A 25,581-nucleotide genomic window follows, 5' to 3' on the forward strand; every position below is an offset into this window, starting at 1 on the left:
CTCAGGTCTCCATACCGGCCATCAACAGGCCGAGTTCTTTCTCATCGGTCTCTGCAGGCAACCGCTCACCCATGATATGGCCGTCGAACATCACCGCGACGCGGTCGGCGAGGCCCAGGATCTCCTCCAGCTCCACCGACACCAGCAAGATGGCCTTGCCCTTGTCGCGCAGGGCGACAATCTGCTGGTGAATGAATTCAATGGCCCCGATGTCCACGCCACGCGTGGGTTGCCCCACCAGCAACAGGTCCGGGTTGCGTTCGATTTCCCGCGCCAGCACGATCTTTTGCTGATTGCCGCCAGAGAAGTTCTTCGCCGCCAGTGCCGGGTTCGGCGGGCGCACATCAAACCGTTCCATCTTGGCCTCGGTATCGGCGCGAATGGCCGTGTTGTTCAGCAGCATACCGGACTGATAGCTGGGATCACGGTGATAGCCGAAGGCGGTGTTCTCCCAGGCGGAGAAATCCATGATCAACCCTTCGCGCTGGCGGTCTTCGGGCACATGCGCGATGCCCCGTGCCCGTCGGGTGCGCCCGTCTGACTTCGCGCCGCTCAGATCAAGCGGCTGGCCGCTGACCTGGATGCTGCCGGTGCCATCGGCGTAGCCGCCCAGCACTTCGAGCAATTCGGATTGTCCGTTGCCCGCGACCCCGGCGATACCGACGATTTCCCCGGCGCGCACCTGCAGATCGATGCCTTTGACGCGCTCGACGCCCTTTTCGTCAACGACGCGCAAGCCTTTGATATCAAGCACAACCTCGCCCGGTGCCGCCGGGGTCTTGTCGACGCGGAGCAGGACCTTGCGGCCCACCATCAATTCCGCCAGCTCTGCCGGGGAGGTGTCGGAGGTCTTGACCGTTGCCGTCATCTCGCCGCGCCGCATGACGCTGACCGTATCGGTGGCCTCCATAATCTCGCGCAGTTTATGCGTGATCAGGATGATGGTTTTGCCCTCTTCGCGCAGCCGGTCGAGAATGCGAAAGAGCTTGTCGGCCTCGGCGGGGGTCAGAACGCCAGTGGGCTCGTCCAGAATGAGAATATCCGCCTGCCGGTAGAGCGCCTTTAGGATTTCGACACGCTGCTGCATGCCCACGCCCAGATCTTCGATCACCGCGTCCGGATCGACGTTGAGCCCATATTCATGCTCCAGCTCCAGCAGCGTTTTGCGCGCCTTGGCCAGTGAGGGTTTCAGTAAACCACCATCTTCTGCCCCAAGGATAATGTTTTCGAGCACCGTGAAATTTTCCACCAGTTTGAAGTGCTGGAACACCATGCCGATGCCGGCCGCAATCGCCGCTTGACTGTCGGGGATCTCGGTCTTCTTGCCGCTGATGAAAATCTCGCCCTTATCGGCTTTGTAAAAGCCGTAGAGGATCGACATCAGGGTCGATTTACCCGCGCCGTTCTCGCCAATAATCCCGTGGATCGTGCCGGGCATGACCCGGATCGAGATATCCTTGTTGGCCTGTACGGGTCCGAAGGCCTTTGAAATGCCTTTGAGTTCAATCGCCGGTGCCTGCTCGTTCATGCACCACCCCCTTCGTCTTGCATAAGCCACGCCCACGAAGGGCGCGGCTTATGTTTTTCAATGCTTAGAATTGCAGCGCGGGGCAGCTGTCATTCGCGTAGTAGGAGACAACCTCCAATTCACCGTCGATGATTTTCTGGCGCGCGTCGTCCACGGCGGCCTTCATTTCGTCGGAGACGAGCGGTGCGTTGTTGTCGTCCAGCGCATAGCCCACGCCTTCTTCGGCGAGGCCCAGGGTGAAGACGCCGGTTTCAAGGTCGGCCCCGGCTTTCAGCGCGTCATAAACGGCGACGTCCACGCGCTTGAGCATGGAGGTAAGCACTTTGCCCGGGTGCAGGTGGTTCTGGTTGCTGTCCACACCGATGGAGAGGACGCCTTCGTCCGCAGCCGTCTGCAAAACGCCCACGCCCGTGCCGCCCGCCGCGGCATAGACCACATCAGCGCCCTGGCTGATTTGTGCCTTGGTCAGTTCGGACCCCTTTACCGGGTCATTCCACGCCGCAGGGGTCGTGCCGGTCATATTGGCGATCACTGTGGCGTCAGGTTTCACGGCCTTCACACCCTGTGCATAGCCGCAGCCGAAGTGCCGGATCAGCGGAATGTCCATGCCACCGATGAAACCGACGGTGTCGCTTTCCGACGCCATGCCGGCCATCATACCGACGAGGTAGGAGCCTTCGTGCTCGGCAAAGCCGATCTGGCGGACGTTCGGCGTGTCGAGCCAGGTCACGTCGATCGCCACGAACTTCGTGTCTGGATAGTCAGGTGCGACGGTGGCCAGCGGGTCGGCCATGGCAAAGCCCATGGTGATGACCGGGTTGGCGCCAGCGTCGGCAAAGCGGCGCAGCGCCTGCTCACGTTGGGCCTCGGATTGCAATTCAATCTCGCGGTAGGTGCCGCCGGTTTCCTCTGCCCAGCGGGAGGCACCGTTGTGCGCGGCCTCGTTGAAGGACTTATCGAACTTGCCACCAAGATCGAAGATTAGCGCAGGCTCGGCCAGTGCCGCGCCCGCCGACAAGGCCAATGCCGCAGTTGCGCCAAGAAGTTTATGCATAAGGGTCATTCAGGTGTCTCCCAGGTTGTGATTTTGGAGCGCTTGCGGAGCTTTTCACAGCCCTTCGCCGCCCAAGTGAGCAGATATTTTCTGTTCCTGCGCAATTTAGGGCCTAGCTGACGGGCAGGGTCAACCGGTTTTTCAAGGATATGGTGCGGATTCAGGGGCCTAACGGCGGGTCAATGCTTTCGTCATCAGCACGGCATCGACTGCGGGGCCATTCGGGCGCTTGTAGTATCGCTTCCGGCGGCCGGTTTCTGCGAATCCATGTTTCGTGTAGAGTTGACGGGCGGCGGTGTTGTCGGCGGCAACTTCGAGGAATGCCGTCTCGCCCATGGTCGCATCCATCCAATCCCGCATCAATTGATCTGCGACCCCTGCGCGCCGATGCGCCGGGCCCACCGCAAGCGTCAGAAGTTCGATTTCACCCGCCACGGATCGGATCAGGGCAAACCCGCCAGGCTTGGCGAAAAGCATGACATGCGGGTTGGAGAGCAGATCCTCGAATTCCTGCGCCGACCAGGGTCTTTCCAAGACAAAGGCCGCATGGTGCAGAGCGGCAAGCTGCTGGGGCGTCACGGCAGGATCACCGGCGGCGCATCGCGTGCCGGGGCTGCATCTGCTGGGCGCAGGTATAATGGCGCAGGCCGCTGCGGGGCGTCTCGGTATCTCTGCGCCGTCAGGCGCGCGATGGCTTCCGCAATGGGGTGGGCCGGCGGGTGCTCCTGCAGGCCGATCAGCGGCCCGTGAAAGGGGGGCAGGTCATCCGCAGCGGATAGAACCGGGTCATGCGCAACCTCTCCGTCGAAAACCTGCAGGTAGACCTGCGCGCGTCGCGCATCGATGGCGCTGGCGCAGGGGCCATCAATGCCAAACCGCAGGGCCTCCAGCACCGAGATCCCAACGGCCGGGATCCCCAATCCCAAGGCAAGACCACGCGCGGCAGAGACAGAGATGCGAATGCCGGTGAAATTTCCCGGACCGGTACCGACGCCGATGGCCGAGAGTTCATTATAGGCAACACCCGCCTGCGCCAGCAGCTCCTCGCAGAGGACCAGCAAGCGTTCCGCCTGTTCCTTTGCCATGGGTTCTTCGGCTTGCGCGACCACCACGTCCCCCACCAGCACGGCGGCGGCACAATGTGCAAAGGAGGTGTCAAAAGCCAGAATCGCGGGGGAGCTGTCGTTTCGGGGTTCTATGATATGGCTGCCCATCTTTACGGCTTCTTGGCCTGCAGCGATGCCCGCGCGCTGCCGGACAATTGCGCTAGATCATCGCTGATATGCAGCCAGGGTAGCTGCGATTGGGCATGGCTGTGCAGGGTCGGCGGCAGCTCTGCCGCTTGATCGATCAGACCGAGCGGGACATAGGTTTGCCCTGGCAAATAGTCGAATTGTGCGGCCAGCGGCGATCCGCACTCCTTGCAGAACCACCGTGTCACACCGGGGTGATGAGACACCGGCGGGCCGGGCGCGGGCGTGAACTGCAGGGTTTCATGATCAAAGGCGGCGAAAGCGGCCACCGGAGCCCCGGTCACCCGACGACAATCCGAGCAATGGCAATAGCTGACGATGGACGGCAGTGTTTGAGCTTCGAACCGCATCTTGCCGCAATAGCACCTGCCAGTGATTGCGGGGTGGGCCTGCGCTGTCATGGATGCCTGCCGGTCAGGTTGCGACGGGGCGGACCTCTGTCACTTCAGGGATATAGTGCCGCAACAGGTTCTCGATCCCCATTTTCAACGTCAGCGTTGACGAAGGGCAGCCCGCGCAAGCGCCCTGCATGTGCAGATAGACAACGCCGCGATCAAACCCGTGGAAGGTGATGTCACCACCATCCTGCGCCACGGCAGGCCGCACGCGACTGTCGAGCAACTCTTTGATCTGATTGACGATTGCGCCATCTTCACCACTGTGCTCGGCGTGGCCGGAGGCGGGTTCGTGATCCCCTGCCATGACCGGCTGGCCGGATTGGAAATGCTCCATGATCGCGCCCAGCAATGCAGGCTTGATATGATCCCAATCCACCGCATCCGCCTTGGTCACGGTCACAAAATCAGTGCCGAAAAACACGCCCGTCACGCCCTCGACAGCAAAGACCCGTGTCGCCAGCGGCGATTTATCCGCCGTGTCTGCCGTCGGAAAATCAGCTGTTCCCATTTCCAGCACGGTCTGCCCGGGCAGGAACTTCAGGGTCGCAGGGTTCGGTGTCGATTCTGTCTGGATGAACATGAGGTATCTCCTGAGGATGGCTCAGATATGCGGACCCGCCGACATTAAGTCAAGGTTTGGAATCATTCTAATCTACAGATCAGGCGGATTCCACGACAAAATTGATCAGGTAATCGCTTCGAGCTTTTCCTTGCTCAGGTCACCCGGCACGATGGTAATGGGTATCGGTAGGTTGCCAGCACTTTTGGTGAGCTGCGTCACCAGCGGGCCGGGCCCTTTTTTGTCGGTGCCCGCGCCCAGCACCAGGACACCGATCTCAGGGTCTTCGTGGATTTGGGCCAGGATTTCCTCGACCGGTGGGCCTTCGCGGATCACCAGTTCGGGGTCGATCCCCTGCCGGTCCCGCATCCATTTGGCAAAGACTTCGTAGTGCACTTCGATCCGCTCGCGGGCCTCTTCACGCATCACGGCGCCGACGCCGATCCAGTGATTGAATTCATCCGGCGGAATGACCGACAAGATTTCGACGCCACCGCCCGTGTGGGCAGCGCGCATGGCCGCAAACCTCATGGCATTCAGGCACTCGCGGCTGTCGTCCAAGACGACTAGAAACTTACGCATCTTTCGATGTCCCCCTTTTTGAGCAGATCATGACCGCAGATGAGAGAGGGTGCAATCTCAATCTACGCGAGCACCCTACTGGACAGAAGGGGGCGAAAGCGCGATGCTATTGAGCAAGGGGGGCAAACCAAATGCCCATGCTGCAGCTTATCTATGCGTCGCGACCTTTTGGCTACGACTTGAACATGTTGGCAAGCATTCTGGCAACATCGCGGTCCCGCAACGCCCGCGATGACATCACCGGTGCCCTGATCTGCCGCGCGGATATCTTTTTGCAATTGCTGGAAGGGCCTGCGGGGTTTGTGCTCTCCACCTTTGAGCGGATCTGTCTGGATGACCGGCATGTGGATGTCACCAAACTGGTGGAGGAACCGGTCAACGACAGGCTGTTTCCAACCTGGGCCATGAAACATGATCCGGCCGAAAGCTGGATGTGGTCGCCGCTGGAAATCCACCTGGGCGCGCTAAAGTCCGCAACGATCCGGGACGTTCGGTCTATCTTTATCAGATCGGCGGAAGCCGAAGGGTCATAACGGCTCGGACGCGGCCCAGTCCCAATACATTTCGCGCAGGCGGCGGGCCATCGGGCCAACCTGATATTGGGTGTCTTCAAAGGCCTTTACCGGCGTGATCTTGGACATGTTCCCGGTCATGAAAACCTCGTCCGCGCCGTGAAAATCGTCAAAGGTGAGCACCTTTTCGTGCACCTTGATGCCATCGGCCTTCATGTTCGAGATATGGCGCGCGCGGGTGATCCCGGCCAGAAACGTACCATTTGCAATTGGCGTAAAGGCCTCGCCATCCTTGACCATGAAGATATTGGCGGTGGCCGTTTCGGCGACGTTGCCCATGGCGTCTGCAACCAGCGCGTTGCTGAACCCACGGCTGCGTACTTCGGTCAGCATGCGGGCGTTGTTGGGGTAAAGGCACCCCGCTTTCGCGTTCACCACGCTGCTTTCCAGCACCGGGCGGCGGAACCGTGTGAGGCCAAGCGTTGCTGCCGCATCTGCAGGGGCCATCGGGACCTGCTCCAGGCTGATCGCGAAACCTGTCTCCTCCGCATCCGGCACAATTGCCGTGGCGTCCCCGTGGATCGCCCAATACATCGGGCGGATGTAGACGGCATCCTCGGGCCCGTAATGCTTGAGGCCCTCGCGGACAATCTCCACCATATCCTCAGTGCTGACCGTGGGGCGGATCATCAGCGCTTCGGCGGAGCGGTTAACCCTTGCGCAATGTGGCGCCAGATCCGGCGTGCGCCCGGCAAAAAACCGCGCGCCGTCAAAGACCGTGGTGCCAAGCCAGCTGCCATGATCCGCCGCACGCATGATCGGCACGTCGCCCCGGTGCCAGCGCCCGTCAAAATAGGTGGAGATGTTTGTGCCAATGCTCATGGATAGGGGCTCCGGGAAAGGTGGCCCATCTGCGCCACCACCATAAAGATGGCCTAGGGTGCGCGGTAGACACCTTCGGGCAGGTTTAATGCGGCTGTCAGATCACGCCACTGCTCGGGCGAGAGCGTGATGGAGACGGTGCGATCGGTTCGGGGATCGTATTGGTTTAGCAGAATGGCGCTTTCGGTCGCGTGGACGGTGACATCCTCCTGCAGCGGCGCCTTGCCATCATCCACCAGGGTCACAACGGTGGCGTCAAATTCGTGCTCGATCGTAAACATGCGGCCAGACTACGGGAAGCCACGTGTGATGCAAGGGCACAAAGCTGCGTGATCGGGGTGGTCGCTGCCGCGGAAGGTGCTAAGATGTCGTCCGTTGTGAAAGTGCGATAGAGGAATGCGCCGAATGCGATGGAAATCACTTGCAATGGTCATTGCCATGCTAGGGCTTGCAGGTTGCGAAGTGACGACCGCCTCTGGTCCGATATCCACATCCGCTCCGGCTCAGGGGGCTCAGCGTGGCGCACAATCCTTTGCGCAGGTTGTCAGAACGCTTGAACCGGTGGCGGAGCGGGAGTGCCGCGCACGCACGGCGCGGGTCAATTGTGATTTCAAGATTGTGGTGGACAGCCGTCCCAATCAGCCGCCTAATGCTTTTCAGACGCTGGATAAGTCAGGCCGTCCAATCATCGCCTTTACGCAGGCACTGATCGATGACGCCCGAAATGCGGACGAACTGGCCTTTGTCCTTGGGCATGAGGCAGCCCACCATATTTCCGGTCATATCGCGCGCCAGCAGCAAAATGCGGCGGCAGGTGCCGTGATTGCAGGCCTCGGGGTTGTGCTTTTGGGGGGCTCGGCGGAGGCCGTGGAAGCCGCGCAAAGGACGGGCGCTCAAGTTGGTGCACGCACCTATTCCAAGGATTTTGAGCTGGAAGCGGATGCTTTGGGCACGGTCATCACGGCACGCGCCGGGTACGATCCACTGCGCGGCGCGCAGTTTTTCGCGCGCATTCCAGATCCCGGAGACAAGTTCCTCGGGACGCATCCGCCTAACAATCAGCGCCTTGAGACAGTGCGCAGGACAGCGGCTGGCCTTTGATCGACCCACGCATGTCTTAGGACCGGGTGGCGTTTATCACTCCGCTGGAGCCGCAGCTTTCGTGATCCGTTTTTGGTGTCGACGGTATAGGGCTGGTGCCAGCACCCCGTCGTAAACCCAGGTGGCACATCGATAGATCCCTGGCAGGCTCACGAGTTTTGCCAGCCAGCGATATCTGGGTAGGGCTTGCCATAAGACGATGAAGGCCGGCACGCCGCTGTAAATCTGGCCATCTTTCCGCACGTGCAGGCGTTTGGCTGCGTCCTCTGCGGATACGCCCCAATACCGCAACGTCTCGGGATCGTTCAGATCATCATATTGCAGCGGCAACGCTTGGTCGGCGCTGATCCGCGCGTAGTGGTCGATCTCACGGCTGCAAACGCTGCACGCGGCGTTGTAAAGGACATCTGTTTTACTCATGATCAGTAGTTAGCGCGACGTAATTATGACCCCATGGGCCGGATTGTCGCAGATCACCGCGGTTTGTTCCCGTCGATCCATTTCGACATCATCACCTTGTCCTGAAAACACTCGCGTGGAATCTCGCGATGCTTTATCCGCGCAATCCGCTCGGCAAAGGCGACCTGTTTGGAGGAGGGGTAGTTTGCAAACCTGCCACCCGGCACCTTGGGTTTATGCGCGTCAATCCACGCAGAGAGTGCCGCGCGATTGCTTGAGGCGCTCTGAGGAATTGTGGCACCAGTTTTGAGCGCAATCGACTGCGCATAACGCACCTGCTTCTCAGTTGCGGGCTGCGGGTCCTGGATCGGCAAGGCGCCTTGTTCAGGCGTGAAGAGACCGGGAAACTTGGGTTCAAAGGACATTGCGTGTGCCTCCATCTGTTCCAATCAATATAGAACATAAAGGGAACATATTCAAGATGTCGGCGAGGGCGGCTCAGAGCTTGGAGTGCGTTCCGTCGCAAAGCGGCGCATTCGCCGTGGCCTTGCAGCCGCAGAAAAACAGCGTTTTGTCCGCTTCCGCCTCGTATTTCATCGGCGCAAATCCGGTTTCCTTGTGGGACCCATCGCAAAAGGGTTGTTTGGAAGAACGGCCGCAGGTGCACCAGAAATAGGATTTTCCCGCGGTCACTTCGACCGGGTAGGGAGATTTCTGGGCGATTTTGGGGGCGTCGGTCATTGTCTGGCTTTCCTTCAAAAGGTGGCTGGGGACATAGGTTCATTGTTCGGTCGCAACCGCCAACGGATTAAAACATAGGTCGCGGCGGGGCGCGGACCACCGCGATTGCCCCAAGGCGCGGGCCTGTTTGGCGCGTTATCCGAGCAGACGGCCCCACAGATCGTATTCACCCGCCTCATCCACCTCGACCGCAACAATCTCGCCGACGGACAGGTTTTCAAAGCCCTCGTCGATGAAGAGGTTGCCGTCAATCTCCGGGGCGTCAGCCTTGGTGCGGCAGGTCGCGGCCTCATCGTCGATCTCGTCGATGATGACCTCCATGCGCTGGCCCACCTTCGCGGCTAGCTTTGCCTCCGAAATGGCCTGCGCCTTGGCCATGAAACGTTCCCAGCGGTCCTGCTTGACTGCATCGGGGACATGATCGGGCAGGGCGTTTGATCGGGCGCCGTCGACGTTTTCGTATTGAAAGCAGCCCACGCGGTCCAATTGGGCCGCGTCCATCCAGTCCAGCAGGGTCTGGAATTCCTCCTCGGTTTCGCCCGGGTAGCCGACGATAAACGTCGACCTGATCGTCAGATCGGGACAAATGGCGCGCCAGGCAGCAATCTCATCCAGTGTCTTGGTTGCCGCCGCGGGCCGGGCCATCCGGCGTAGGACATCCGGATGCGCGTGTTGGAAGGGGATGTCCAGATAGGGCAGCACCAACCCCTCGGCCATCAGCGGGATCAGCTGACGCACATGTGGATAGGGGTAGACATAGTGCAGTCGCACCCAGGCCCCGAGGCTGCCCAGATCGCGCGCAAGATCGGTGATATGTGCCCTGTGCCCGCGATCGGTCGCGTGTTTGATGTCGACACCATAGGCGGAGGTGTCCTGGCTGATGACCAGCAGCTCCTTAACGCCGCTTTCCACCAGCTTTTCGGCCTCGCGCAACACGGCATGGGCAGGGCGGGATTGCAGCCGTCCCCGCATATCGGGGATAATGCAGAACTTGCACTTGTGGTTGCAACCCTCTGAAATCTTGAGATAACTGAAATGCCGCGGGGTGAGGCTGACGCCCGAGGCAGGCAGCAGGTCCACAAAAGGATCGGGGCTGGGCGGCACAGCGTCATGCACGGCGTCCAGCACCTGTTCGTATTGATGTGGCCCGGTCACCGCCAGAACGCTCGGGTGGGCGCCGGTGATGTAGTCGGGCTCGGCGCCCAGACAGCCGGTCACGATCACCCGCCCATTTTCCTGCAAGGCTTCGCCGATGGCGGAAAGGCTTTCGGCCTTGGCGCTGTCCAGAAATCCGCAGGTGTTCACGATCACGGCATTGGCCCCTGCATAATCGGGCGAAATACCGTAGCCTTCTGCGCGCAGGCGAGTGAGAATGCGTTCACTGTCGACCAGCGCCTTGGGACAGCCTAGGCTGACCATGCCGATGGTGGGCTGACCGGGGCGGGCCGTATCGCGCATCTTGGATTGCGCGGCGAGGCCGTCCAGCCGCGCCTTTGGCGCGAGATCGGGGCGCAGATTGGGTGGGTTTGTGCTCATGACTTGCGCTATAGTGGAAGTGAGGAGGCCCGGAAAGGGCTAGTGGGCAAAGGTATGGGTGCATCATGAAATGGATTTTGCGTCTCGTTGGGCTTGTTGTTGTGCTTTTGGTGGTTGCGGTGGTCTCGATCCTGTTTCTGCCAGCAGACCGGATTGCGCGGATCGCTGCCGAGCAATTGCGGACTGCCACCGGGCGCGATGTGTCAATCACCGGGGATGTGGCGCTGACCTTCTGGCCGGTTCTGGGCGCGCGCGTCGGTGGGCTTGAGCTGGGCAATGCGGAGTGGGCGGAGCAAGGACCGATGCTGCAGGCCGCCAACACCGCGATTGGCGTTGATGCGATGGCCCTTCTGAAGGGCGACATCAGGATCACCAATATCGAGGCTGAAAGCCCCACCGTCAGGTTGGAGCAACGCGCCGATGGTCGGGCGAGCTGGCAATTCTCTGACGCCAGTGGCGAGGTTCAGGTTCAGACCGAAACTGCGCCAGCACCCGCCGCTCCGGCGCGCACGATCAGTATTGAAAAGGTCAAGATCACCGATGCGACACTGATCTATGACGCCGAGGGCAGCGATCTGATCTCCTACGAAGGGGTCGACCTTGCCTTGGATTGGCCGGATGTTTTGGGCCCGGCCGAGATTGCCGCCTCCCTGCAACCGGCGGGATCCGAGGTGGCCGTGGAGGCGGTCATCGATGGGTTTGCGGGTTTCATCGCAGGGCAGACCCAAACATTGCGCGCAGGCGTGAGCACGGATGCAGGCGCTTTGTCTTTTGACGGCAAGGCCAGTACCGCGGGCGCGGTTGCAGGTGCATTGTCGCTCAAAACAAGCAGCACGGATGGTTTCCTGCGGGCCCTGGGCTTGAGCGGTGCTGATCTGCCCGAAAATCTCGGGCGCAGCATCGATATGACCACCGCGCTGACGCTGACGCCTGATCGCAAACTGGCGTTGCGCGACCTGTTTGTTGACCTCGGTGGCAATAAAATCAGCGGGGCGGCGGATATTGCGCTGAACGGCGTGCCGCAGATCAACGCGCAATTGAACGTGGGCGACTTTGTTCTGAGTTCTGAGAGCCCGGCAGCCAGCGGCGGTTCCGGGTCCGGCGGTGGCGGCGGCAGCGCGGGGACACCCAGCAGCGGTTGGCCGAAAACGCAGATCGATGCCAGCGGGCTGGCCGCTTTCAACGGCGAAATTGCGCTGTCGGCCAGCAGCATCGATCTTGGGCAATTCAAATTGGGCGCCACCCAGGCGCTGTTGCGCAATGATCGCTCCCGCATGGTGTTTGAGCTGCGCGATGTGCAGGCCTACGGTGGCAATGTGGCCGGTGAGTTCGTGATCAACAACCGCTCCGGCCTTTCCGTCGGCGGCGGCCTCACTGCGGCAGGCATCCAGATGCAACCGTTGCTGACCGATGCAGCCGATCTGGATCGTTTGACCGGGCAGGGCGATGCCAGGCTGACATTCCTTGGGTCCGGCACATCAGTTGACGCGATCATGCGTTCGCTTTCCGGGGACGGGTCGCTTAACATTGGCCGTGGCACGATCCTTGGCATTGACCTGGACCGGCTGATGCGCTCGGGCGATACGGGCGGCGGTACAACTGTTTTCGACAGCCTTAAAGGTACCTGGACCATCGCGTCGGGTGTTTTGTCGAACAACGACCTGCTGTTGCAGTTGAAAAACTATCAGGCCTCAGGTGCGGGCGTGGTGGGGCTGGGCACGCAAACCGTGGACTACACCGCAACCCCGGTCGCGCTGCGGGCCAACAGCGGGCAGGGGGTATCCATTCCGGTGCGCTTCACCGGGCCCTGGTCCAATATATCGATCCGCCCGGACTTCGAAGCGGTGATCGACGCGGAGGTCGATGCCAAGGTGGATGAGTTGGAAAACAAGGCCAAGGAAAAGCTGAACGAGAAACTGGGCGTGCGCAAACAGGAAGGTCAATCCACCGAAGATGCGGTCAAGGATGAGTTGAAAGACAAGCTCTTGCGCAAGCTTTTCGACTAGCGCAGCACGTCTTGCCCGTGGGTCAGAATTCAAGCGGCGTGGATTTGGCGAGCTTGTCGAAAGACATGAGCGTTTCGAGAAGCGCGGGCATCTTGTCGAGGTAGATCATGTTCGGACCATCACAGGGTGCATTGTCCGGATCCTGATGGGTTTCCATGAAGACGGCCCCCACGCCCACAGAAACGGCGGCGCGGGCCATGACCGGCGCAAATTCGCGCTGCCCTCCCGAAGAGCCGCCACGCCCGCCGGGTTGTTGCACCGAATGGGTGGCGTCCATGACAACGGGATATCCCGTCTGCGCCATTTGCGGCAGCGACCGCATATCCACCACCAATGTGTTGTAGCCGAAGGTCGTGCCACGCTCGGTCAGCAATATCCGTTTGTTCCCGGTCGACTCGATCTTGGTGACGATGTTGGCCATCTCCCAGGGCGCCAGAAACTGACCCTTCTTCACGTTGATTGCCGCTCCGGAGTTTCCTGCTGCAAGCAGCATATCGGTCTGACGACAGAGGAAGGCGGGAATCTGGATGATGTCGACAGCCTCTGCGGCAAGGGCGCATTGCGCCTCGCTATGGACGTCGGTGATGACCGGAACGCCATTGGCTTTTCCCACCGACTGCAAGACTTTCAAGCCGTCGTCGATGCCCATGCCGCGCGCGCCGTCCAGCGAGGTGCGGTTGGCTTTGTCATAAGAGGCCTTGAATACATATTGCGCCCCGACGGCATCGCAGGCTTCTTTCATCCGGCCCGCGATCATCTGCGCGTGATCTGCGCTTTCGAGCTGACAGGGGCCCGCGATGATGGTCAGGGGCAGGTCGTTACCGATCGTCAGATCGCCGACAGAGACATGCGTCATATTAGGAAGTTACCTGTTCACGAAGGATGGAGGCCGTCAAAGAGATCATCAGATAGATACCCGAAAAGATCAAGAATGCCACGATGGTATTCTCGAATTTGCGGGGATAGCTCGCTTCTTCGGAGGGTACAGGTTTCACGCTGATGGTCAGATAGCGCACCTGGCGATTGGCCTCCATGCGGGTCTGTTCCATCTGTTGCAACGCGGACTGCAGCAGCATGTCGCGGGTGGCCAGATCGGCCTGGGCCATCTGGATGCGGACGCTCAATTGCGCCAGGGAATTCTCACCCTGGCTGGCATCGGTCATGCGCGCGTTCAGTTCGGTCAGTTGCTCGTTCAGGCGGCGTACATCCCCACGTGCACCATCGACGCGCGACTGGTTGGGACGGGCATTGTCCAAAAGCGCGGCCAGTTGCAGCTCTTTTTCAAGCAGTTGCAGTTCCACCTGATTGATCTGCGCCCGTAAGCCCGCAATCACCGCTTCCGGGTCGAGGGTCGCGCCCTGAAGCTGCAAATTGACCAAGGCCTCCTGTGCCGCGCGGCGCTCTTTCTCCGCGACTTCAAAGCCCGCGCGCGCTTCGGCCATCTGGTCATCGCGTTTTTCCGCGCTCAAACCGTTGACGCTTTGCTCAGCATAGCTGACCAGCGCCCGGCTGAACTCCGCACTGACATTCGGATCCGCCGCGATGACTTCCATCCGGATCAAACCTTCAGTGGGATCATAGCCAACCTTCACGTTCTTTTTGTAGGTCTTATAGGCCTGTTCGTTCGACGCATCCGCAGGAAGACGCTGGATCGGGTCGATGCTGGGCTGGGCGTAATGCGATTTGAACCCGATCTCTTCGTCCAACCGCAGCATGGCCGGTTTGGACAACAGGAAGGCCTGCACCGCAATGCTGTCAGAAGAGGTCGCAAACTGGGTGCCTGAGAGCAGGCCGCCAATGCCGCCCCCCTGATTGTCGGCCTGCAGGATCAGGAACTCGGATTTCGTGGAATACATCGGCGTTGCCACGGCATAGAAATACCACCCGGCAATCAGCGTCGGCAACAGCACGAAAAAAGACAGCCGCGCCAACAGCATCCCAAGCTTCCGGCGGCGACGCCTGCTGATGTCCCGCTGGATTTCCGAGATCTGCCGGTTGCGCATCTCTGCGGGGCTAAGCTCTGTTGACGGCAACGTCTCGCGGTTGACCGGCATAGTCTGCGGCAGTTGTACGCGCCCTTTCTTTTTGGCCGCGTCGCTGCCTTCCTTGCCCGGGTCTGCGATCTCATCATCTGTGGGCGTTTTGGGAACGACAAGTTCGAGCATGTTGGAGCGCTGGAAGGGATCAATGCCCTTGTTGCGCAACAACCGGACAGCATCGAAATCGGAGGTGGGGGCCAGCTCGTGTTTGTGCGCGACGCGGCGCGCCATGCGCAATTGACGCCCGGTGAGGCCTTCGCGACGGATCGCATCAAGCTCGACAGCAACATTGCCTTTCTCTGCGGCCCCTTCTTTGGGGGCTTTCCGCGGCGGCTCCGCAGCTTTTCCCGTCTCTTGACCCGTCTGGGGCGCAAGCGGGCGCTCCGCAGGATTGGCCTTATCCGCACTCAGCCCGGGGGATGTCCGCTTGATGCGGAATTTTCTAGCTGTCGGTTTGGTAGTCATAAAGCTGTTTCGCTTCTTCCAGAGTGTCGAACATGTGCAGTTGCCCGCCAAGCAGTACGGCGGCGGATCTGGCAAATTTTTCAAGCGTCTTGGCCTGATGTGACACGATGATGATTGTTGTTGTGCGGAGCCGTTCCTGCAGAATTTCACCCGCTTTGCGGTTAAAGTCCACATCTGTTGTCCCGGGCATACCTTCGTCGATCAGGTACATGTCGAAATCGAGCGCCAGCATCAGCGCGAAAGAAAACCGGGATCGCATGCCCGCGGAATAGGTCCCCAGCGGCTGGTCAAAATACTCGCCCAAACCGCAAAGCCAGCGGCAAAAGCTTTCCACGTAATCGGGGTCGAGCCCGTAGAGGCGGGCAATATAACGGGAATTCTCCATCGCCGAGACCTTGGTCACCACGCCACCCATGAAGCCCAGCGGAAAGGAGATGTTGCATTCGCGCCGAATTTCTCCGTCGTCAGGTTTTTCAAGGCCTGCCATCATGTTGATCAGCGTCGTCTTGCCGGTGCCATTTGGCGCGAGGATGCCTAAAGAGTTGCCCAGTTCGACCTTGAACGAGACCTTGTCCAGGATCACCTTGTGTTGGGATCCCGTCCAAAAGGACTTCGATACATTCTCGAACGCCAGCATACCTGCTCCGGTTACGCGTTGACCCGGAAACGGGCCTGCCTGTCCTCGTTTAACAGAGGTTATTTACGGATTATCTACCGTGTTTGGCGATATTATGTCTTATTTTTAAACAAAAGTACAACGGCTACTCGGGTGTCGTGCCGTCAAATCGGGCGGAATTTGCGTTTTGTACAACCTTGGGTTTTGCGCTCTCCGCGGATAGGTTGTGTTTGCCTTCGGCCTGCAAATCTCGCGATGATGCAGAGGCGTCGCGCGTCAGGCATGATCCGGTCGATGTTGGTGGGGCGCCAACATCGGCGGATGCCATCGCCAAGGCACGGGTTCAGGCGATGGCTTGCCAGAGGCTACCGGCAATCACGGCGCCCACCAGGGCGAAGGACAGATAGGCCACGAACACGCGCGGCTTCACCAAAGCCCAGACCGCGATGGCGGCAGGGATGCAGCTCACACCACCGGCAATCACAAAGGACATTGCGGCCCCCGGCGCCATGCCCTGGGCCAGTAGCGCATCCACGAGCGGGACAGCGGCGTAGCCATTGAGATAGGCCGGCGCGCCGACGAAAGCGCCCATTAGAATTGGCCAGATACCGGTGCCGCCCAGCAGGCCCGCGATCATCTCGGCAGGGACATAGGCCAGCATCATCGCTTCGATCACATAGGCCAGCGTCAGCCACTTGATCAAGAAAAGCGCGTTTTCGAGCGCGGTGTCGCGAAAGGTGCCGCGCCGATCCGTCTCCTGCCAGAAGCGCCAGACCGGCGCACCGCTGAAGGGTTTTTTCACGCCGCAGCACCCGCCCACCGCCGGACGCTCGCGCAGCGGGTTGGTAAAGACCGGCGTGTGGGCAAAGAGCATGGTGCCAAACCCGCCCAGCATGCCCAAACCGATGGCGGCAAATGCCTTGGCGGTTGCGAATTCCCAGCCAAGCGTGCCGGACGTGATGGCAAACATCGCCGGGTCCATCAGCGGTGAGGCCAGCCAGAAGGCCATGACCGCGCCCAGGGGGGCACCAACCGCCAGGAGCGCCGCGATGAAGGGGATAACCTCGCAGCTGCAAAACGGTGACAGCCCCCCCAGAAGGGCGGCCATGATGATCATGCGCGCCTGATTGCCGGAAAATGCCTTGGCAATCAGCGTCTCAGCGCCCGACGCCTTGAGATAGGCGACCGCAAAGACGGCGAAGAGGATAAATGGCGCAGTATGCGCAAGCGCTTTTGCCGCAAAGATGACGGTCGGTGTGAACTGCGCCCAATCAAAAACCGCGATGAGCAAAAGCAATGCGGCCGTCGCGGCCCAGGCTCCGGGCTTTGGAAAGCGGCGCGGTGCGGGTTGCGACTGCGTTGTGTCAGCCATGGTGATGGTCCTCGCCCTTGGTCGCACTGTCCGCGCAACATTCGTTTAATAAAAACTCCGATAACGCTTGCACGTCGTCATAGGCCACGGCAGCACAGATGATGCTGCGCCCCTGTTTGGCCTGTGTCACCAGCCCGGCAGAGGCCAGTATTTTCATATGATGGGTCAGGGTCGAGCCGGTCACGCCAGTGCGCGCACCCAACTCCCCGATGCTCAGCCCTTCGGGGCCGGCTCTGACCAGAGTCCGCAGCACACTCAGCCTTTGTTCCGACCCAAGCGCCGCGAACTGGGCGGCGGCAACGGTCAGGTCCAGATTTTCCACAGAATTTATTTTCATGATTCTAGAAATATCGAATCTATGGCGCTGGCGCAAGAAATGTTTCGATGATTATCGAAATTAATTTTCAGATCAGTTTTATTACTTTCTAAGCAAACACTTAGGCATCCCCAAGGCGATGATGTGCCCGCCTTGATCGGCTGCTGCCACGGTTCACACCAGAGCAGTTCGTTGGTCAAAATCCGCTCAACGGGCCGCAATCCACCGACAACCTTTGCGAGAATCTGTGCTCGGTGTAGATTTTCAGCATTGTTTCAAAAAATGGTATTCCAATGGTCGCGCCAATTGAGCTTTTTCGATATTTTGTAGGGAGAGCGCCCAGACCGCGGCGGCAGGTCTTGCGATTTGTTCTCGCGGAACTCAATACCGATTTCACCCGTGAGGTTTTGGCGGCAGTGACCCTGCCGGATGCGAGGGTATCCGTTCGGACGCTGGCGCGCGCGCATCTGTCAGACAATGCCGCGACGGAGCGCTTGGACGACATCGAGCACAATTTCCCATTGCAGCGCTTCCTCGAAGCCTGGGAAAGCGAAACGCCGGCGACCCTGCAAGCGGCACTGGCCCTTGTGCAAACGATCTTTGACCGGCCTGTGACGGCGATCATCTCGGATCCTGAGTTCAATGCCGCGCGCGACACGCTGCGTGATCTTCTGATCGCGCTGAAGCTTGCGGTTCTGAAAGAAGCCCTGCCGATCCGGCGCACCTCTGACATGCTGAGGGCGGCTGAATTGCTGCTGAGACTGGTCGAGGATCCCGATAGTCTCGACCTTGATGAAACATCGGCGATCTTGAAGGCTGTCATTGCGCTGCCGCGCGAGCTGTTTCCGCCCGCAGATCCGGTGGAGTTGGACCCCGACACCGACCCGCCGGACGACGATCCAACGGATGACGACATGGCCGAACGTGCCAAACGCCTCGAATTCGCAGCGGTGGAGATTGTGAGCCTGTCGGGGTCCGGTATTGAGCGGATGCGCCGCAGCACCGGGTCATCGGATCCGCGCGCGCCCGGCGGTCCCGACGATTTGAGCGCACCGGGACGCACGGCCACGTCGGAGCCTGAAAGCACCACGATCACCGCGGCTCGTGCGGACGACGACGCAGATGATTTGCCTGATGAGGTTTCCTTTATTGGTATTTCAGAGACGGCGGTGGCACGCCTTTCATCGGACACGCGGGAGTTGCTGGATGACTTGGATCTGGACGTCACCGGCTTGCCCTATGACGAGGTTCTGGACCGGATTGAGGTAGAACACCAAATTGCAACGCTGAGGCTTGTGGGGACGGAGGCGGCGGAAACAGCCCAGCCGCGGTTGCGGACAGGAACGGCCGTCATGCCTGCTGCCGGGACGGCCAGCCCGCTTGTCCCGGGCATGGGCACAATTCTTGATCCGTCAAGCCTGCCGCCGACCACGGTTGGCCCGATCAAACCCATTGGTGTGGGCGATCTGCTGGTCACCCGGCAACAGATCAAGCGCTATGAGGCGGGCGAAATCTCGCATGTTGAAAATGTCCTGCAATCGGAATCCCGAAACCGCGAAACGCGACGGCTGCGCCGAACCGAGGAAACATTCGTTTTCGAGGAGGAGGAAGAGAAAGAGGAAGAACGCGACCTGCAGACCACCGAACGCCTGGAGATGCAGAGCGAGGTCCAGAACACGCTGCGCGAGGACAAGCAATTCAACATCGGGGGCTCGGTTTCAGCGGGATATGGCCCTTTTGTGCAGGTCGAGGTCTCCTCAGCCTATGAAACGGGCACCTCGCAGGAGCAGATCAACAAGCTGGCGACAAGCTATGCCAAGGAAGTGACCGAAAGGACCGCCTCCAAGGTTGCCCTCAGGACCCGCCGGGAACAGACGCGCAAGACCATCGAGGAATTCGAGGAAAAGAACCAGCACGGGTTTGATAACACCGACGGTACCGAGCATCTGTCGGGCATCTATCAGTGGCTGGACCGGGTCTATGAACTCCAGGTTTATAACTACGGGCTGCGGGTGCTCTTTGAATTCGTGGTCCCGGAACCCTCGGCCCTGCTGCTGCGCGCCATCGAACATCAGATCGGCAAGCCGGAAGGGCTGACCCCACCAACCAAACCCTCCTTCGGGCCCGGGCATCTGACCCGCACGAATTATGGCCAGTATGTCAGGCTCTATGAGGCCGAAGGGATCCAGCCGCCGCCGAAGTTTGCGACCCGGATCGGCAAGAGCTTCACCTTCACCTCGCAAAGCGGGGAGCCCGAAGACAACACGTCAGAGGCGCTGTTGAACGTTCCGGAGGGGTTCAAGGCGACCTCCTGCAGCGCTTCAATACTGCTTTATGGCAATACCAATCAGACGCGGCGGGCCTATGTCTCGGTGGGCTCGAATTCATTGTTCCAAAAGAAGCGCGCCGATGGGTCGGCGCTGCCGGATACAAGCGATTACCACGATACGCTGCCGGAAATCGCGGGGGAGGTGCCGGTCGCGTTTTATGCGGTCAACGTGCTCAATTGCACCGCCACGGTGACCATCCATTGTGTCCATACCCAGACCGCATTTGAGAAGTGGCAGGTCGAGACCTATGATGCCTTGCTGCGCGGCTATGAGGCACAACGCGCGCGCTATGAGGAAAAGCTGGCGATCCTGAAGGCGGAACGCGCAAGTGCGGGGCCTGAGGGTCGGAACCCCGGCCAAAATCGCTTGATCGAGCGGCGCGAAATCAAACGTCTTGCGATTGCGATGATGACCGGGCAGCATTTTGCAAAGACCGGGGTGCACCTGTCACCGCAGGCCGCGGAGTTCAATTTTGACGCTGCCGAACGTGCGGGCGTTTACGCCGGGTTCTGGGAGAAGGCCATTCAGTGGAACGAGCTGCAATGGGAGCTGCTGCCCTATTTCTGGACCTCCCGGGACACCTGGGCGCGTATGCTCTACGAAGACAGCGATCCGCTGCATGCCGAGTTCATAAGCGCGGGCGCGGCCATGGTGCGCTTTGCCGTTTCTCCCGGATATGAGGCCGCCGTGCTACATTTCCTGGAAACGGGTGGTGTGTGGGAGGGGGGCGATGAGCCCAGCGTCACATCGGAGGAATACGCGGCCATGCTCGATGAGGTTGAGGCCGCGCGAAACAGGGAAACCAGTGAATCGCCCTTGGAAACGCCGGAAGGTGCTGGAGAGATTGCCGTTGGCGACCCCTGGGAAATCCGCGTGCCCACGACCTTGGTCAAGCTGCGCCAGGACAATGCCCTGCCGGAGTGGGCCAAGGATGAGGATGGCCGCTGGCATCCGGTCGACCCCCTTGACCCGTAACCGGCACCAAGCGGACCGGAACGCCGGGCAATGTGAAAAGGACGGAAGGTGTCGGATGCATCGCCTGGGGTGTTGAGATGCGATTGCCGCTGATCCTTGCCGGTCCGATTGTCCGGCGTGCCACGCCTGAAAAGGTCTGGGTGTGGCTGGCAACCCGCGAATTGCTTGATCCACCGCATCTGATGCTCTTTACCAATGGGAATTCGCCGTCCTCTCCGGGGCCGGTAAAGGCCAGCATCGAATACTACCCGGTCGCCGTGGCCGATAATCTGTGGATCTACATGTTATGCGCGATCCCGGAGACACCGCTGGACCGGGGCAGAACCTATTTTTACGATGTTCGCCTCAATGGTACGCGGCCGCTGTTCAAATCCGACGACTATCGGCAGTTTCTGCTGAAAGGCAATCGGCTGCCGACCTTCATGCTGGGCGCCAGAGGCAACAACAACCTGCATGCGCTTTATGGGTCCTGCCGAAAGCTTCACGGGCCAAATCCCGACATGATGAAAGCCGCCGAGGAGATTCTGCAAAACGCCTCAGACGACAATCGGCCGCAGTATTTCTTTATGGGGGGGGATCAGGTCTATGCCGACGATGTCGACAACCAGCTGTTGACCCTGACCCGCCCGCTGCGCGATGCCTTATATGGGGGCAAGCGCGAAACAATTCCGGGGCTCAGCCCGGCCGTGCTCGGCGACACGATCGACCGCTCGGAATTTCTCGAATCCTTTTTCACCTCAACCCATATGCCGCATCATCTGCTGACCTTCGCGGAATATGCCGCAACCTACATCATGGCGTGGAATGGGGATCTTTGGGACCCGCTTCTCAAGGCGGGTCGGTTTTCAGATCTGGGCAGCGCGGATTTCTCGAACCGGATCATCGGCCAGAGAGTCCTTGATGGGGCGCAGGGTGCAAAAAGTGCCCGGCGGGTGCTGGCAAACACGATCTGCTATATGATCTTTGACGATCACGAGGTGACGGACGACTGGTTTCTCAACCCGGAATGGCAGCTGAACGCGACGAAATTCGACTCCGGGCTGCGCATCCTCACCAATGGCATGGCCGCCTATTGGGCCTTCCAGGGGTGGGGCAATGAACCGGCGGCCTTTGACGAGACCTACCGCGCGACAATAGGGGGATTTGCGGAATCGCGTGGCAAGGGCACCCAAAACGCGTGGTCGGCCCTTATCAAGACCGATTGGTCCTTCGTGGCACCAACGTCACCGCCTGCTGTGTTTCTGGATACGCGGACCAAACGCGAGGCATCCCCGACGGTCTCGGATATTGACCGGGTCGGCACCCGTGTGATTGAGGGGATATCGTTGTCGACCCGTCGCAACAAAGAGGCGCCCCGCCTTCTGGACGGGGACGAACGCGCCCGGCTCAGCGGATTGATTGCAAAGCACGCCACCTCGGGTGATCCGCTCATCATCGTCGCTGCGGCCCCGATTTTTGGCTTCCCGCCGATGGAATGGGTTCAGCGTAAGATCGGCGGCGTGTCGGCAACCACAGCAGATCTGGAAGGCTGGTCCAGTAATCCGCGCAATTTCATCGATGCTTTCGATCTCTTTCTGGACGCGGGGTCCAGCCCGCTGATCGTTTTGTCAGGGGATGTGCATTACGGTTTCGAGGTGGTCGGACGCATTTCCACAACCAGCCACTCCGTGCCATTTCTGCAGCTTTGTTCCAGCGCAATGAAGAATGAGGTCATCGGCGTGGACAAGTTCTTTTTCAGGATCATCAGCCTTTTCGGGGAGTCCGTCGCCGCTTTCGGTTTCTGGGACCTCAAGGAAAACGGCAAGACCGACGGTCCGATTGCCTATACAGCCACGAACGACAACGCGAACGACTTTTTCAACCGAAGATATAAGTCCTCGCCCTACTATCTGATGCAAACCCAGTTCATCAAACGGTCGGGGCGGCGCTCGGTGAAACAGCTGATCGAGCGGCAGAATAATTTGGGCGAGCTGGTGGTCCGGGGTCAGCAGGTATCGCATCGACACTGGTACCCGGCGTCATCAAGCGGGTTCTCTGCGCGGTCGTTCAAGAACTGGAACACCGGCAGTTGGCCCATTGCTGACATGGTCGGCGCGATCAAATCAATCTTTGGAAGATGACATCGAGGATAGATTTTCTGGATCTCCTTGGCTCTGTGCCTCACTTTGTTGAACGGAGGTCACGTGCGGTCCTTTCGTGATTGTCTTGCCCGCCGTCTCCATCAAAAAAGATCTCGGTCGACCAATGCGAAACAGCAGGTGGCAGCGTTTTGGCCGCAAGAAGATGCCCGTACCCTGAAATTCGTGTAGGATGCAAAAGCATATCGCGGTTCGCAGCCCGTAAGACAGCAAGTTGATTTGTATGATTTGGGACAAATGTGTTTGTATTTCGGACAATCTGATTTCGGTGAGTTGAGTCCTGCCCATCGACAAAGCACTTTGTTTGACAAGGTTTGACGTCGCATCTTTTTCTGAGTGTCGCAATCTTCGGCGCCTAAGTGATCGGTCAAAAAAATATTGGGAGGTGCCACTTATGGTCGTCGCTTCTGAACCCGTCAGGGCGCCGCTGAAGCCAAGGGCTGATCACAAGCACCCCGCGTCGCGGTCACGTGGCGAAGAGCCTTCGGAGCTTGTCTCTCGACCAACTTCGCGGCTCGCGGGCTATCAGGATGCCGCAGACACGACCACCGAGGTGCAAGAGCTGGCCGCATTGCAACGCCGCGCAACCAGTGCTGCGCTTGCGCCAGCGACGGCAGATTTTCAGCGCCACGCTCCTGATCGAGAGCAGGAGGAAGGCGACCTTCTGCAATCGGAGCCCAGCCCAAGCAGCGTTAAGTCGCACGCCTCGGGTGGGATGGAAACGGGCCTTGCTGGCGAAGCGACCAGCCCATGGCGCAGCCCGGGCGAAACGGTTCATCAACTGCGCCGCGCGGCCTTCTCTGCTGCGCTTTGGCCCGCGGTGCAGCCCTTTAACGCCGCGAACCGCCCCGATCACCTAACGGCTTTGCGCGGGTCGTCGATCCTGACACAGCGCAAATCCGTGGATGTGCTGCAGCGGGACGAGGATGGCGACGGCGTTAGCTGGGGGGCTCTGGGCAAATTCCTCGGGGATGTCCGCAAATACGGAGCCCTTGCCGCGGGTAGCAAATTGGTGGGCATGACCTTTGCAAGCCTGACGGCGCTGGCCCTGGCGATTGAAACAGCGATCTGGGGCATAAATAACTACTTCGGCGAGGGGCCTGCCGGAGAGAACACGATCATACCGGCGATCATAGGATTTGCGGCCCAGCTGTCCTATTTCATGAAAAACGCCCGGGTGGCGTATAGATCGAAGGGCATGGTAACCCGGAAAAAGGCACGGCTCCGGCAACTGGCCCAAAGCTACAATACCGCGCTTTTGAACCATCTCCATAATCGCGCCGATCTGGCCATCGCATCCGATATCCGCGATGAGGGTCAGAGGGTCTATGCAGAGCTTGTCGAAGTAATGAAAACGGAGAAAGCCGGGATAGCTTCTATCATTTCAAGCGGGGCGGGCCTGCTGCTTGCAAACGCAGCCGTTTTCGCTTTCCCACTTGAACATGATAGTTGGCGCACAAGTTTTGGCCCGGATTTTTCGACGCTGCTTGCGCTGCTGACGGTATTCGCGCCGCTTGTTCAAAAGGCTGTCGATGGTTGGGCTGGCAGATCATCGGCACTGCCGCCAAATCCCTTTGAGGCAAGCATCAGTTCGGCGCGCGCCGCCCTGAACCCGCCTGCGCCATTGCCGGACAGCGATGATAGCAGTTCCGGTGGGGCTTCGAGTAGTGACATGAATTACTATAGTTTTTCGAGCGACAACGGTGGCTCAGGCAGCGAAGGGGCCAGCGAAAATGGCTCCGAAAGCGATTTTGAGAGCGCGTCCAGCGCCAGCGGCAGTTATTATAGCGCTTCGGGCGTCGGTGGCGACGACCAAAGCGCTTCAGAAAGCGGTGCCAGTTTACGCAGTTCGTCAGGCAGTGAGGGTAGCTATGCAAGTGCTATGGGCAGCGAGAGCAGCAGCGATGCGTCGTCAGAGCCGAAAAGCTGGTCGTGGCAGGTTGTTGGAGGGGCTCTTTCGTATGTTTCAAGCTACTTCACCAGCCCAGCAAGCGAACCGGTAGAAGACAGTCCGGTTTGACCGCCCCCGATTTGTGGGGGACTGATTTTTCCAGCGCTACCTGAAAGTTTCCCCCGTTTTTTTCCCGTGAGGTAGTTTCGGCGGGTTACCAAAGCCGTTTGGTTTTGGGCCCCTAACGACGACCTCTAAAATTGGGCACCTTTGAGTAAGTGACCAAATTCAGGGGAACTGCATGGGCATATTCGAGTGCATCATCGTCCGAGGACAACTTGTTGCCTGAACTCAACCAAATGCGAAAACAGAGGGGCGCGCTACCCCTCCAGCGCCTTAATCATCTCTACCCGCGTGGCATGCCGTCCCCCCTCGAAGCGGGCGGCCAGGAAGGCATCCACGATGTCCAGCGCCAGCCCTTCGCCCACCACGCGCGCGCCCAGTGAGAGCATGTTGGCATCATTGTGCTCGCGGATCATACGGGCCGAGAATGTATCGGTGCAGACACCGCAACGGATGCCGTTCACCTTGTTTGCCGCCATCATGATGCCCTGGCCGGTGCCGCACAGGATGATGCCAAGCTGGCAGTCGCCGGAGGCAACGCGCTGCGCCGCGGCCTCGCCATGCTTGGGATAATGCGTGCTCTCCGCCGTTGTCGGCCCGATATCGACCACTTCCCAACCCTTCGCCGCAATATGAGCAGCAACGGCCTGCCTGTGCCGAATGGCGGCGTGATCGCTGGAAAGTACAATGCGTTTGCTGGCTGTCATGGAGAAGTCGCCCCGGCTCTGCTGCTTATTTGTGGTTCACGCACCGAGCTATAACACC

The 25,581-nt window shown here is 59.7% G+C and carries 25 protein-coding genes; 6 read left to right on the plus strand and 19 right to left on the minus strand.

Going from position 1 to position 25,581, the window contains the following annotated elements; genetic code table 11:
* Position 1 precedes the first annotated feature (1 nt).
* The 7 genes from Q1A63_RS05065 to Q1A63_RS05095 form a co-directional block, all read right to left on the minus strand.
* Positions 2–1,528, minus strand: coding sequence for an ABC transporter ATP-binding protein (locus Q1A63_RS05065; protein ID WP_298970309.1), 1,527 nt, complete (start codon positions 1,526–1,528; stop codon positions 2–4).
* Between the two features lie 64 nt (positions 1,529–1,592).
* Positions 1,593–2,591, minus strand: coding sequence for a BMP family ABC transporter substrate-binding protein (locus Q1A63_RS05070; RefSeq protein WP_298970307.1), 999 nt, complete (start codon positions 2,589–2,591; stop codon positions 1,593–1,595).
* A gap of 159 nt (positions 2,592–2,750) precedes the next feature.
* Positions 2,751–3,161 (minus strand): GNAT family N-acetyltransferase, encoded by a 411-nt coding sequence (locus tag Q1A63_RS05075; protein WP_298970306.1) that lies wholly within the window; start codon positions 3,159–3,161, stop codon positions 2,751–2,753.
* The gene (tsaB, locus tag Q1A63_RS05080) at positions 3,158–3,796 is read right to left on the minus strand and encodes a tRNA (adenosine(37)-N6)-threonylcarbamoyltransferase complex dimerization subunit type 1 TsaB (RefSeq protein WP_298970305.1); all 639 of its coding nucleotides are present in this window, start codon (positions 3,794–3,796) and stop codon (positions 3,158–3,160) included. Before tsaB ends, Q1A63_RS05075 begins: the two co-directional genes overlap by 4 nt.
* 2 nt (positions 3,797–3,798) lie before the next feature.
* Complete coding sequence (locus Q1A63_RS05085) at positions 3,799–4,236, minus strand: GFA family protein (RefSeq protein ID WP_298970303.1); 438 nt, start codon at positions 4,234–4,236, stop codon at positions 3,799–3,801.
* A gap of 13 nt (positions 4,237–4,249) precedes the next feature.
* On the minus strand, positions 4,250–4,813 hold the full coding sequence (locus Q1A63_RS05090; RefSeq protein ID WP_298970301.1) for a NifU family protein: 564 nt from the start codon (positions 4,811–4,813) through the stop codon (positions 4,250–4,252).
* Between the two features lie 105 nt (positions 4,814–4,918).
* On the minus strand, positions 4,919–5,374 hold the full coding sequence (locus Q1A63_RS05095) for a universal stress protein (RefSeq protein WP_298970300.1): 456 nt from the start codon (positions 5,372–5,374) through the stop codon (positions 4,919–4,921).
* 137 nt (positions 5,375–5,511) lie between these two features.
* On the opposite strand from Q1A63_RS05095, the gene Q1A63_RS05100 reads away from it, so the two are divergent.
* The gene (locus Q1A63_RS05100) at positions 5,512–5,907 is read left to right on the plus strand and encodes a BLUF domain-containing protein (RefSeq protein ID WP_298970298.1); all 396 of its coding nucleotides are present in this window, start codon (positions 5,512–5,514) and stop codon (positions 5,905–5,907) included.
* On the opposite strand, the gene Q1A63_RS05105 is transcribed toward Q1A63_RS05100, so the two are convergent.
* Together Q1A63_RS05105 and Q1A63_RS05110 are read right to left on the minus strand one after the other, a co-directional pair.
* Entirely contained in the window at positions 5,902–6,768 is an 867-nt protein-coding gene (locus Q1A63_RS05105) for a branched-chain amino acid aminotransferase (RefSeq protein ID WP_298970296.1), read from the minus strand. The two genes, Q1A63_RS05100 and Q1A63_RS05105, sit on opposite strands and share 6 nt — an antisense overlap.
* A gap of 53 nt (positions 6,769–6,821) precedes the next feature.
* Complete coding sequence (locus Q1A63_RS05110) at positions 6,822–7,049, minus strand: hypothetical protein (RefSeq protein WP_298970294.1); 228 nt, start codon at positions 7,047–7,049, stop codon at positions 6,822–6,824.
* A gap of 157 nt (positions 7,050–7,206) precedes the next feature.
* Here Q1A63_RS05110 and Q1A63_RS05115 point away from each other — a divergent pair, with 157 nt between their 5' ends.
* Positions 7,207–7,869 (plus strand): M48 family metallopeptidase, encoded by a 663-nt coding sequence (locus Q1A63_RS05115; protein ID WP_298970293.1) that lies wholly within the window; start codon positions 7,207–7,209, stop codon positions 7,867–7,869.
* 36 nt (positions 7,870–7,905) lie between these two features.
* On the opposite strand, the gene Q1A63_RS05120 is transcribed toward Q1A63_RS05115, so the two are convergent.
* The 4 genes from Q1A63_RS05120 to rimO form a co-directional block, all read right to left on the minus strand.
* Positions 7,906–8,289 carry a thiol-disulfide oxidoreductase DCC family protein gene (locus tag Q1A63_RS05120; RefSeq protein WP_298970291.1) on the minus strand — a complete coding sequence of 128 codons (384 nt, stop codon included), beginning with the start codon at positions 8,287–8,289 and terminating at the stop codon, positions 7,906–7,908.
* Between the two features lie 53 nt (positions 8,290–8,342).
* Positions 8,343–8,693 (minus strand): hypothetical protein, encoded by a 351-nt coding sequence (locus Q1A63_RS05125; protein ID WP_298970289.1) that lies wholly within the window; start codon positions 8,691–8,693, stop codon positions 8,343–8,345.
* 73 nt (positions 8,694–8,766) lie between these two features.
* Entirely contained in the window at positions 8,767–9,009 is a 243-nt protein-coding gene (locus Q1A63_RS05130) for a CDGSH iron-sulfur domain-containing protein (protein ID WP_298970287.1), read from the minus strand.
* 135 nt (positions 9,010–9,144) lie between these two features.
* Positions 9,145–10,545: a 30S ribosomal protein S12 methylthiotransferase RimO gene (gene rimO, locus Q1A63_RS05135; protein WP_298970285.1), complete on the minus strand. Its 1,401-nt coding sequence runs from the start codon at positions 10,543–10,545 to the stop codon at positions 9,145–9,147.
* A 65-nt stretch (positions 10,546–10,610) separates the two neighbouring features.
* On the opposite strand from rimO, the gene Q1A63_RS05140 reads away from it, so the two are divergent.
* A complete protein-coding gene (locus Q1A63_RS05140) occupies positions 10,611–12,551 on the plus strand; it encodes an AsmA family protein (RefSeq protein ID WP_298970283.1) in 1,941 nt (646 codons plus the stop codon).
* Positions 12,552–12,573: 22 nt separating this feature from the next.
* On the opposite strand, the gene kdsA is transcribed toward Q1A63_RS05140, so the two are convergent.
* From kdsA to Q1A63_RS05165, 5 genes are all read right to left on the minus strand, one after another.
* The gene (kdsA, locus tag Q1A63_RS05145) at positions 12,574–13,407 is read right to left on the minus strand and encodes a 3-deoxy-8-phosphooctulonate synthase (RefSeq protein WP_298970281.1); all 834 of its coding nucleotides are present in this window, start codon (positions 13,405–13,407) and stop codon (positions 12,574–12,576) included.
* Between the two features lies 1 nt (position 13,408).
* On the minus strand, positions 13,409–15,055 hold the full coding sequence (locus Q1A63_RS05150; RefSeq protein WP_298970280.1) for a capsule biosynthesis protein: 1,647 nt from the start codon (positions 15,053–15,055) through the stop codon (positions 13,409–13,411).
* Positions 15,033–15,692 carry an ATP-binding cassette domain-containing protein gene (locus Q1A63_RS05155; protein ID WP_298970278.1) on the minus strand — a complete coding sequence of 220 codons (660 nt, stop codon included), beginning with the start codon at positions 15,690–15,692 and terminating at the stop codon, positions 15,033–15,035. The genes Q1A63_RS05150 and Q1A63_RS05155 overlap by 23 nt, the downstream gene beginning before the upstream one ends.
* A gap of 322 nt (positions 15,693–16,014) precedes the next feature.
* A complete protein-coding gene (locus Q1A63_RS05160) occupies positions 16,015–17,043 on the minus strand; it encodes a permease (protein WP_298970276.1) in 1,029 nt (342 codons plus the stop codon).
* Complete coding sequence (locus Q1A63_RS05165) at positions 17,036–17,380, minus strand: metalloregulator ArsR/SmtB family transcription factor (protein WP_298970274.1); 345 nt, start codon at positions 17,378–17,380, stop codon at positions 17,036–17,038. Before Q1A63_RS05165 ends, Q1A63_RS05160 begins: the two co-directional genes overlap by 8 nt.
* Before the next feature lie 338 nt (positions 17,381–17,718).
* Between Q1A63_RS05165 and Q1A63_RS05170 the strand changes: the two genes are divergently transcribed.
* The 3 genes from Q1A63_RS05170 to Q1A63_RS05180 all read left to right on the plus strand — a co-directional run bounded on the left by Q1A63_RS05170 (position 17,719) and on the right by Q1A63_RS05180 (position 24,822).
* Positions 17,719–20,664: a hypothetical protein gene (locus Q1A63_RS05170; protein ID WP_298970272.1), complete on the plus strand. Its 2,946-nt coding sequence runs from the start codon at positions 17,719–17,721 to the stop codon at positions 20,662–20,664.
* Between the two features lie 32 nt (positions 20,665–20,696).
* Positions 20,697–22,784, plus strand: a complete 2,088-nt coding sequence (locus tag Q1A63_RS05175) for a hypothetical protein (RefSeq protein ID WP_298970271.1) — start codon at positions 20,697–20,699, stop codon at positions 22,782–22,784.
* A gap of 412 nt (positions 22,785–23,196) precedes the next feature.
* The gene (locus Q1A63_RS05180) at positions 23,197–24,822 is read left to right on the plus strand and encodes a hypothetical protein (protein ID WP_298970269.1); all 1,626 of its coding nucleotides are present in this window, start codon (positions 23,197–23,199) and stop codon (positions 24,820–24,822) included.
* A gap of 251 nt (positions 24,823–25,073) precedes the next feature.
* Here Q1A63_RS05180 and rpiB read toward each other — a convergent pair whose 3' ends face one another.
* Complete coding sequence (rpiB, locus tag Q1A63_RS05185) at positions 25,074–25,523, minus strand: ribose 5-phosphate isomerase B (protein ID WP_298970267.1); 450 nt, start codon at positions 25,521–25,523, stop codon at positions 25,074–25,076.
* Between the last annotated feature and the right edge of the window lie 58 nt (positions 25,524–25,581).

It is taken from the genome of uncultured Roseobacter sp. (genome assembly GCF_947499265.1).
Taxonomy (GTDB): Bacteria; Pseudomonadota; Alphaproteobacteria; order Rhodobacterales; family Rhodobacteraceae; genus Roseobacter.

Coding starts and splice junctions, on each gene's coding strand:
- Q1A63_RS05095 (WP_298970300.1), bottom strand. CDS start 5,374: ATGCGTAAGTTTCTAGTCGTCTTGGACGACAGCCGCGAGTGCCTGAAT.
- Q1A63_RS05140 (WP_298970283.1), top strand. CDS start 10,611: ATGAAATGGATTTTGCGTCTCGTTGGGCTTGTTGTTGTGCTTTTGGTG.
- Q1A63_RS05125 (WP_298970289.1), bottom strand. CDS start 8,693: ATGTCCTTTGAACCCAAGTTTCCCGGTCTCTTCACGCCTGAACAAGGC.
- Q1A63_RS05120 (WP_298970291.1), bottom strand. CDS start 8,289: ATGAGTAAAACAGATGTCCTTTACAACGCCGCGTGCAGCGTTTGCAGC.
- Q1A63_RS05115 (WP_298970293.1), top strand. CDS start 7,207: ATGCTAGGGCTTGCAGGTTGCGAAGTGACGACCGCCTCTGGTCCGATA.
- tsaB (WP_298970305.1), bottom strand. CDS start 3,796: ATGGGCAGCCATATCATAGAACCCCGAAACGACAGCTCCCCCGCGATT.
- Q1A63_RS05105 (WP_298970296.1), bottom strand. CDS start 6,768: ATGAGCATTGGCACAAACATCTCCACCTATTTTGACGGGCGCTGGCAC.
- rimO (WP_298970285.1), bottom strand. CDS start 10,545: ATGAGCACAAACCCACCCAATCTGCGCCCCGATCTCGCGCCAAAGGCG.
- Q1A63_RS05100 (WP_298970298.1), top strand. CDS start 5,512: ATGCTGCAGCTTATCTATGCGTCGCGACCTTTTGGCTACGACTTGAAC.
- Q1A63_RS05150 (WP_298970280.1), bottom strand. CDS start 15,055: ATGACTACCAAACCGACAGCTAGAAAATTCCGCATCAAGCGGACATCC.
- Q1A63_RS05165 (WP_298970274.1), bottom strand. CDS start 17,380: ATGAAAATAAATTCTGTGGAAAATCTGGACCTGACCGTTGCCGCCGCC.
- rpiB (WP_298970267.1), bottom strand. CDS start 25,523: ATGACAGCCAGCAAACGCATTGTACTTTCCAGCGATCACGCCGCCATT.
- Q1A63_RS05070 (WP_298970307.1), bottom strand. CDS start 2,591: ATGACCCTTATGCATAAACTTCTTGGCGCAACTGCGGCATTGGCCTTG.
- Q1A63_RS05155 (WP_298970278.1), bottom strand. CDS start 15,692: ATGCTGGCGTTCGAGAATGTATCGAAGTCCTTTTGGACGGGATCCCAA.
- Q1A63_RS05180 (WP_298970269.1), top strand. CDS start 23,197: ATGGTCGTCGCTTCTGAACCCGTCAGGGCGCCGCTGAAGCCAAGGGCT.
- Q1A63_RS05065 (WP_298970309.1), bottom strand. CDS start 1,528: ATGAACGAGCAGGCACCGGCGATTGAACTCAAAGGCATTTCAAAGGCC.
- kdsA (WP_298970281.1), bottom strand. CDS start 13,407: ATGACGCATGTCTCTGTCGGCGATCTGACGATCGGTAACGACCTGCCC.
- Q1A63_RS05090 (WP_298970301.1), bottom strand. CDS start 4,813: ATGTTCATCCAGACAGAATCGACACCGAACCCTGCGACCCTGAAGTTC.
- Q1A63_RS05085 (WP_298970303.1), bottom strand. CDS start 4,236: ATGACAGCGCAGGCCCACCCCGCAATCACTGGCAGGTGCTATTGCGGC.
- Q1A63_RS05130 (WP_298970287.1), bottom strand. CDS start 9,009: ATGACCGACGCCCCCAAAATCGCCCAGAAATCTCCCTACCCGGTCGAA.
- Q1A63_RS05160 (WP_298970276.1), bottom strand. CDS start 17,043: ATGGCTGACACAACGCAGTCGCAACCCGCACCGCGCCGCTTTCCAAAG.
- Q1A63_RS05110 (WP_298970294.1), bottom strand. CDS start 7,049: ATGTTTACGATCGAGCACGAATTTGACGCCACCGTTGTGACCCTGGTG.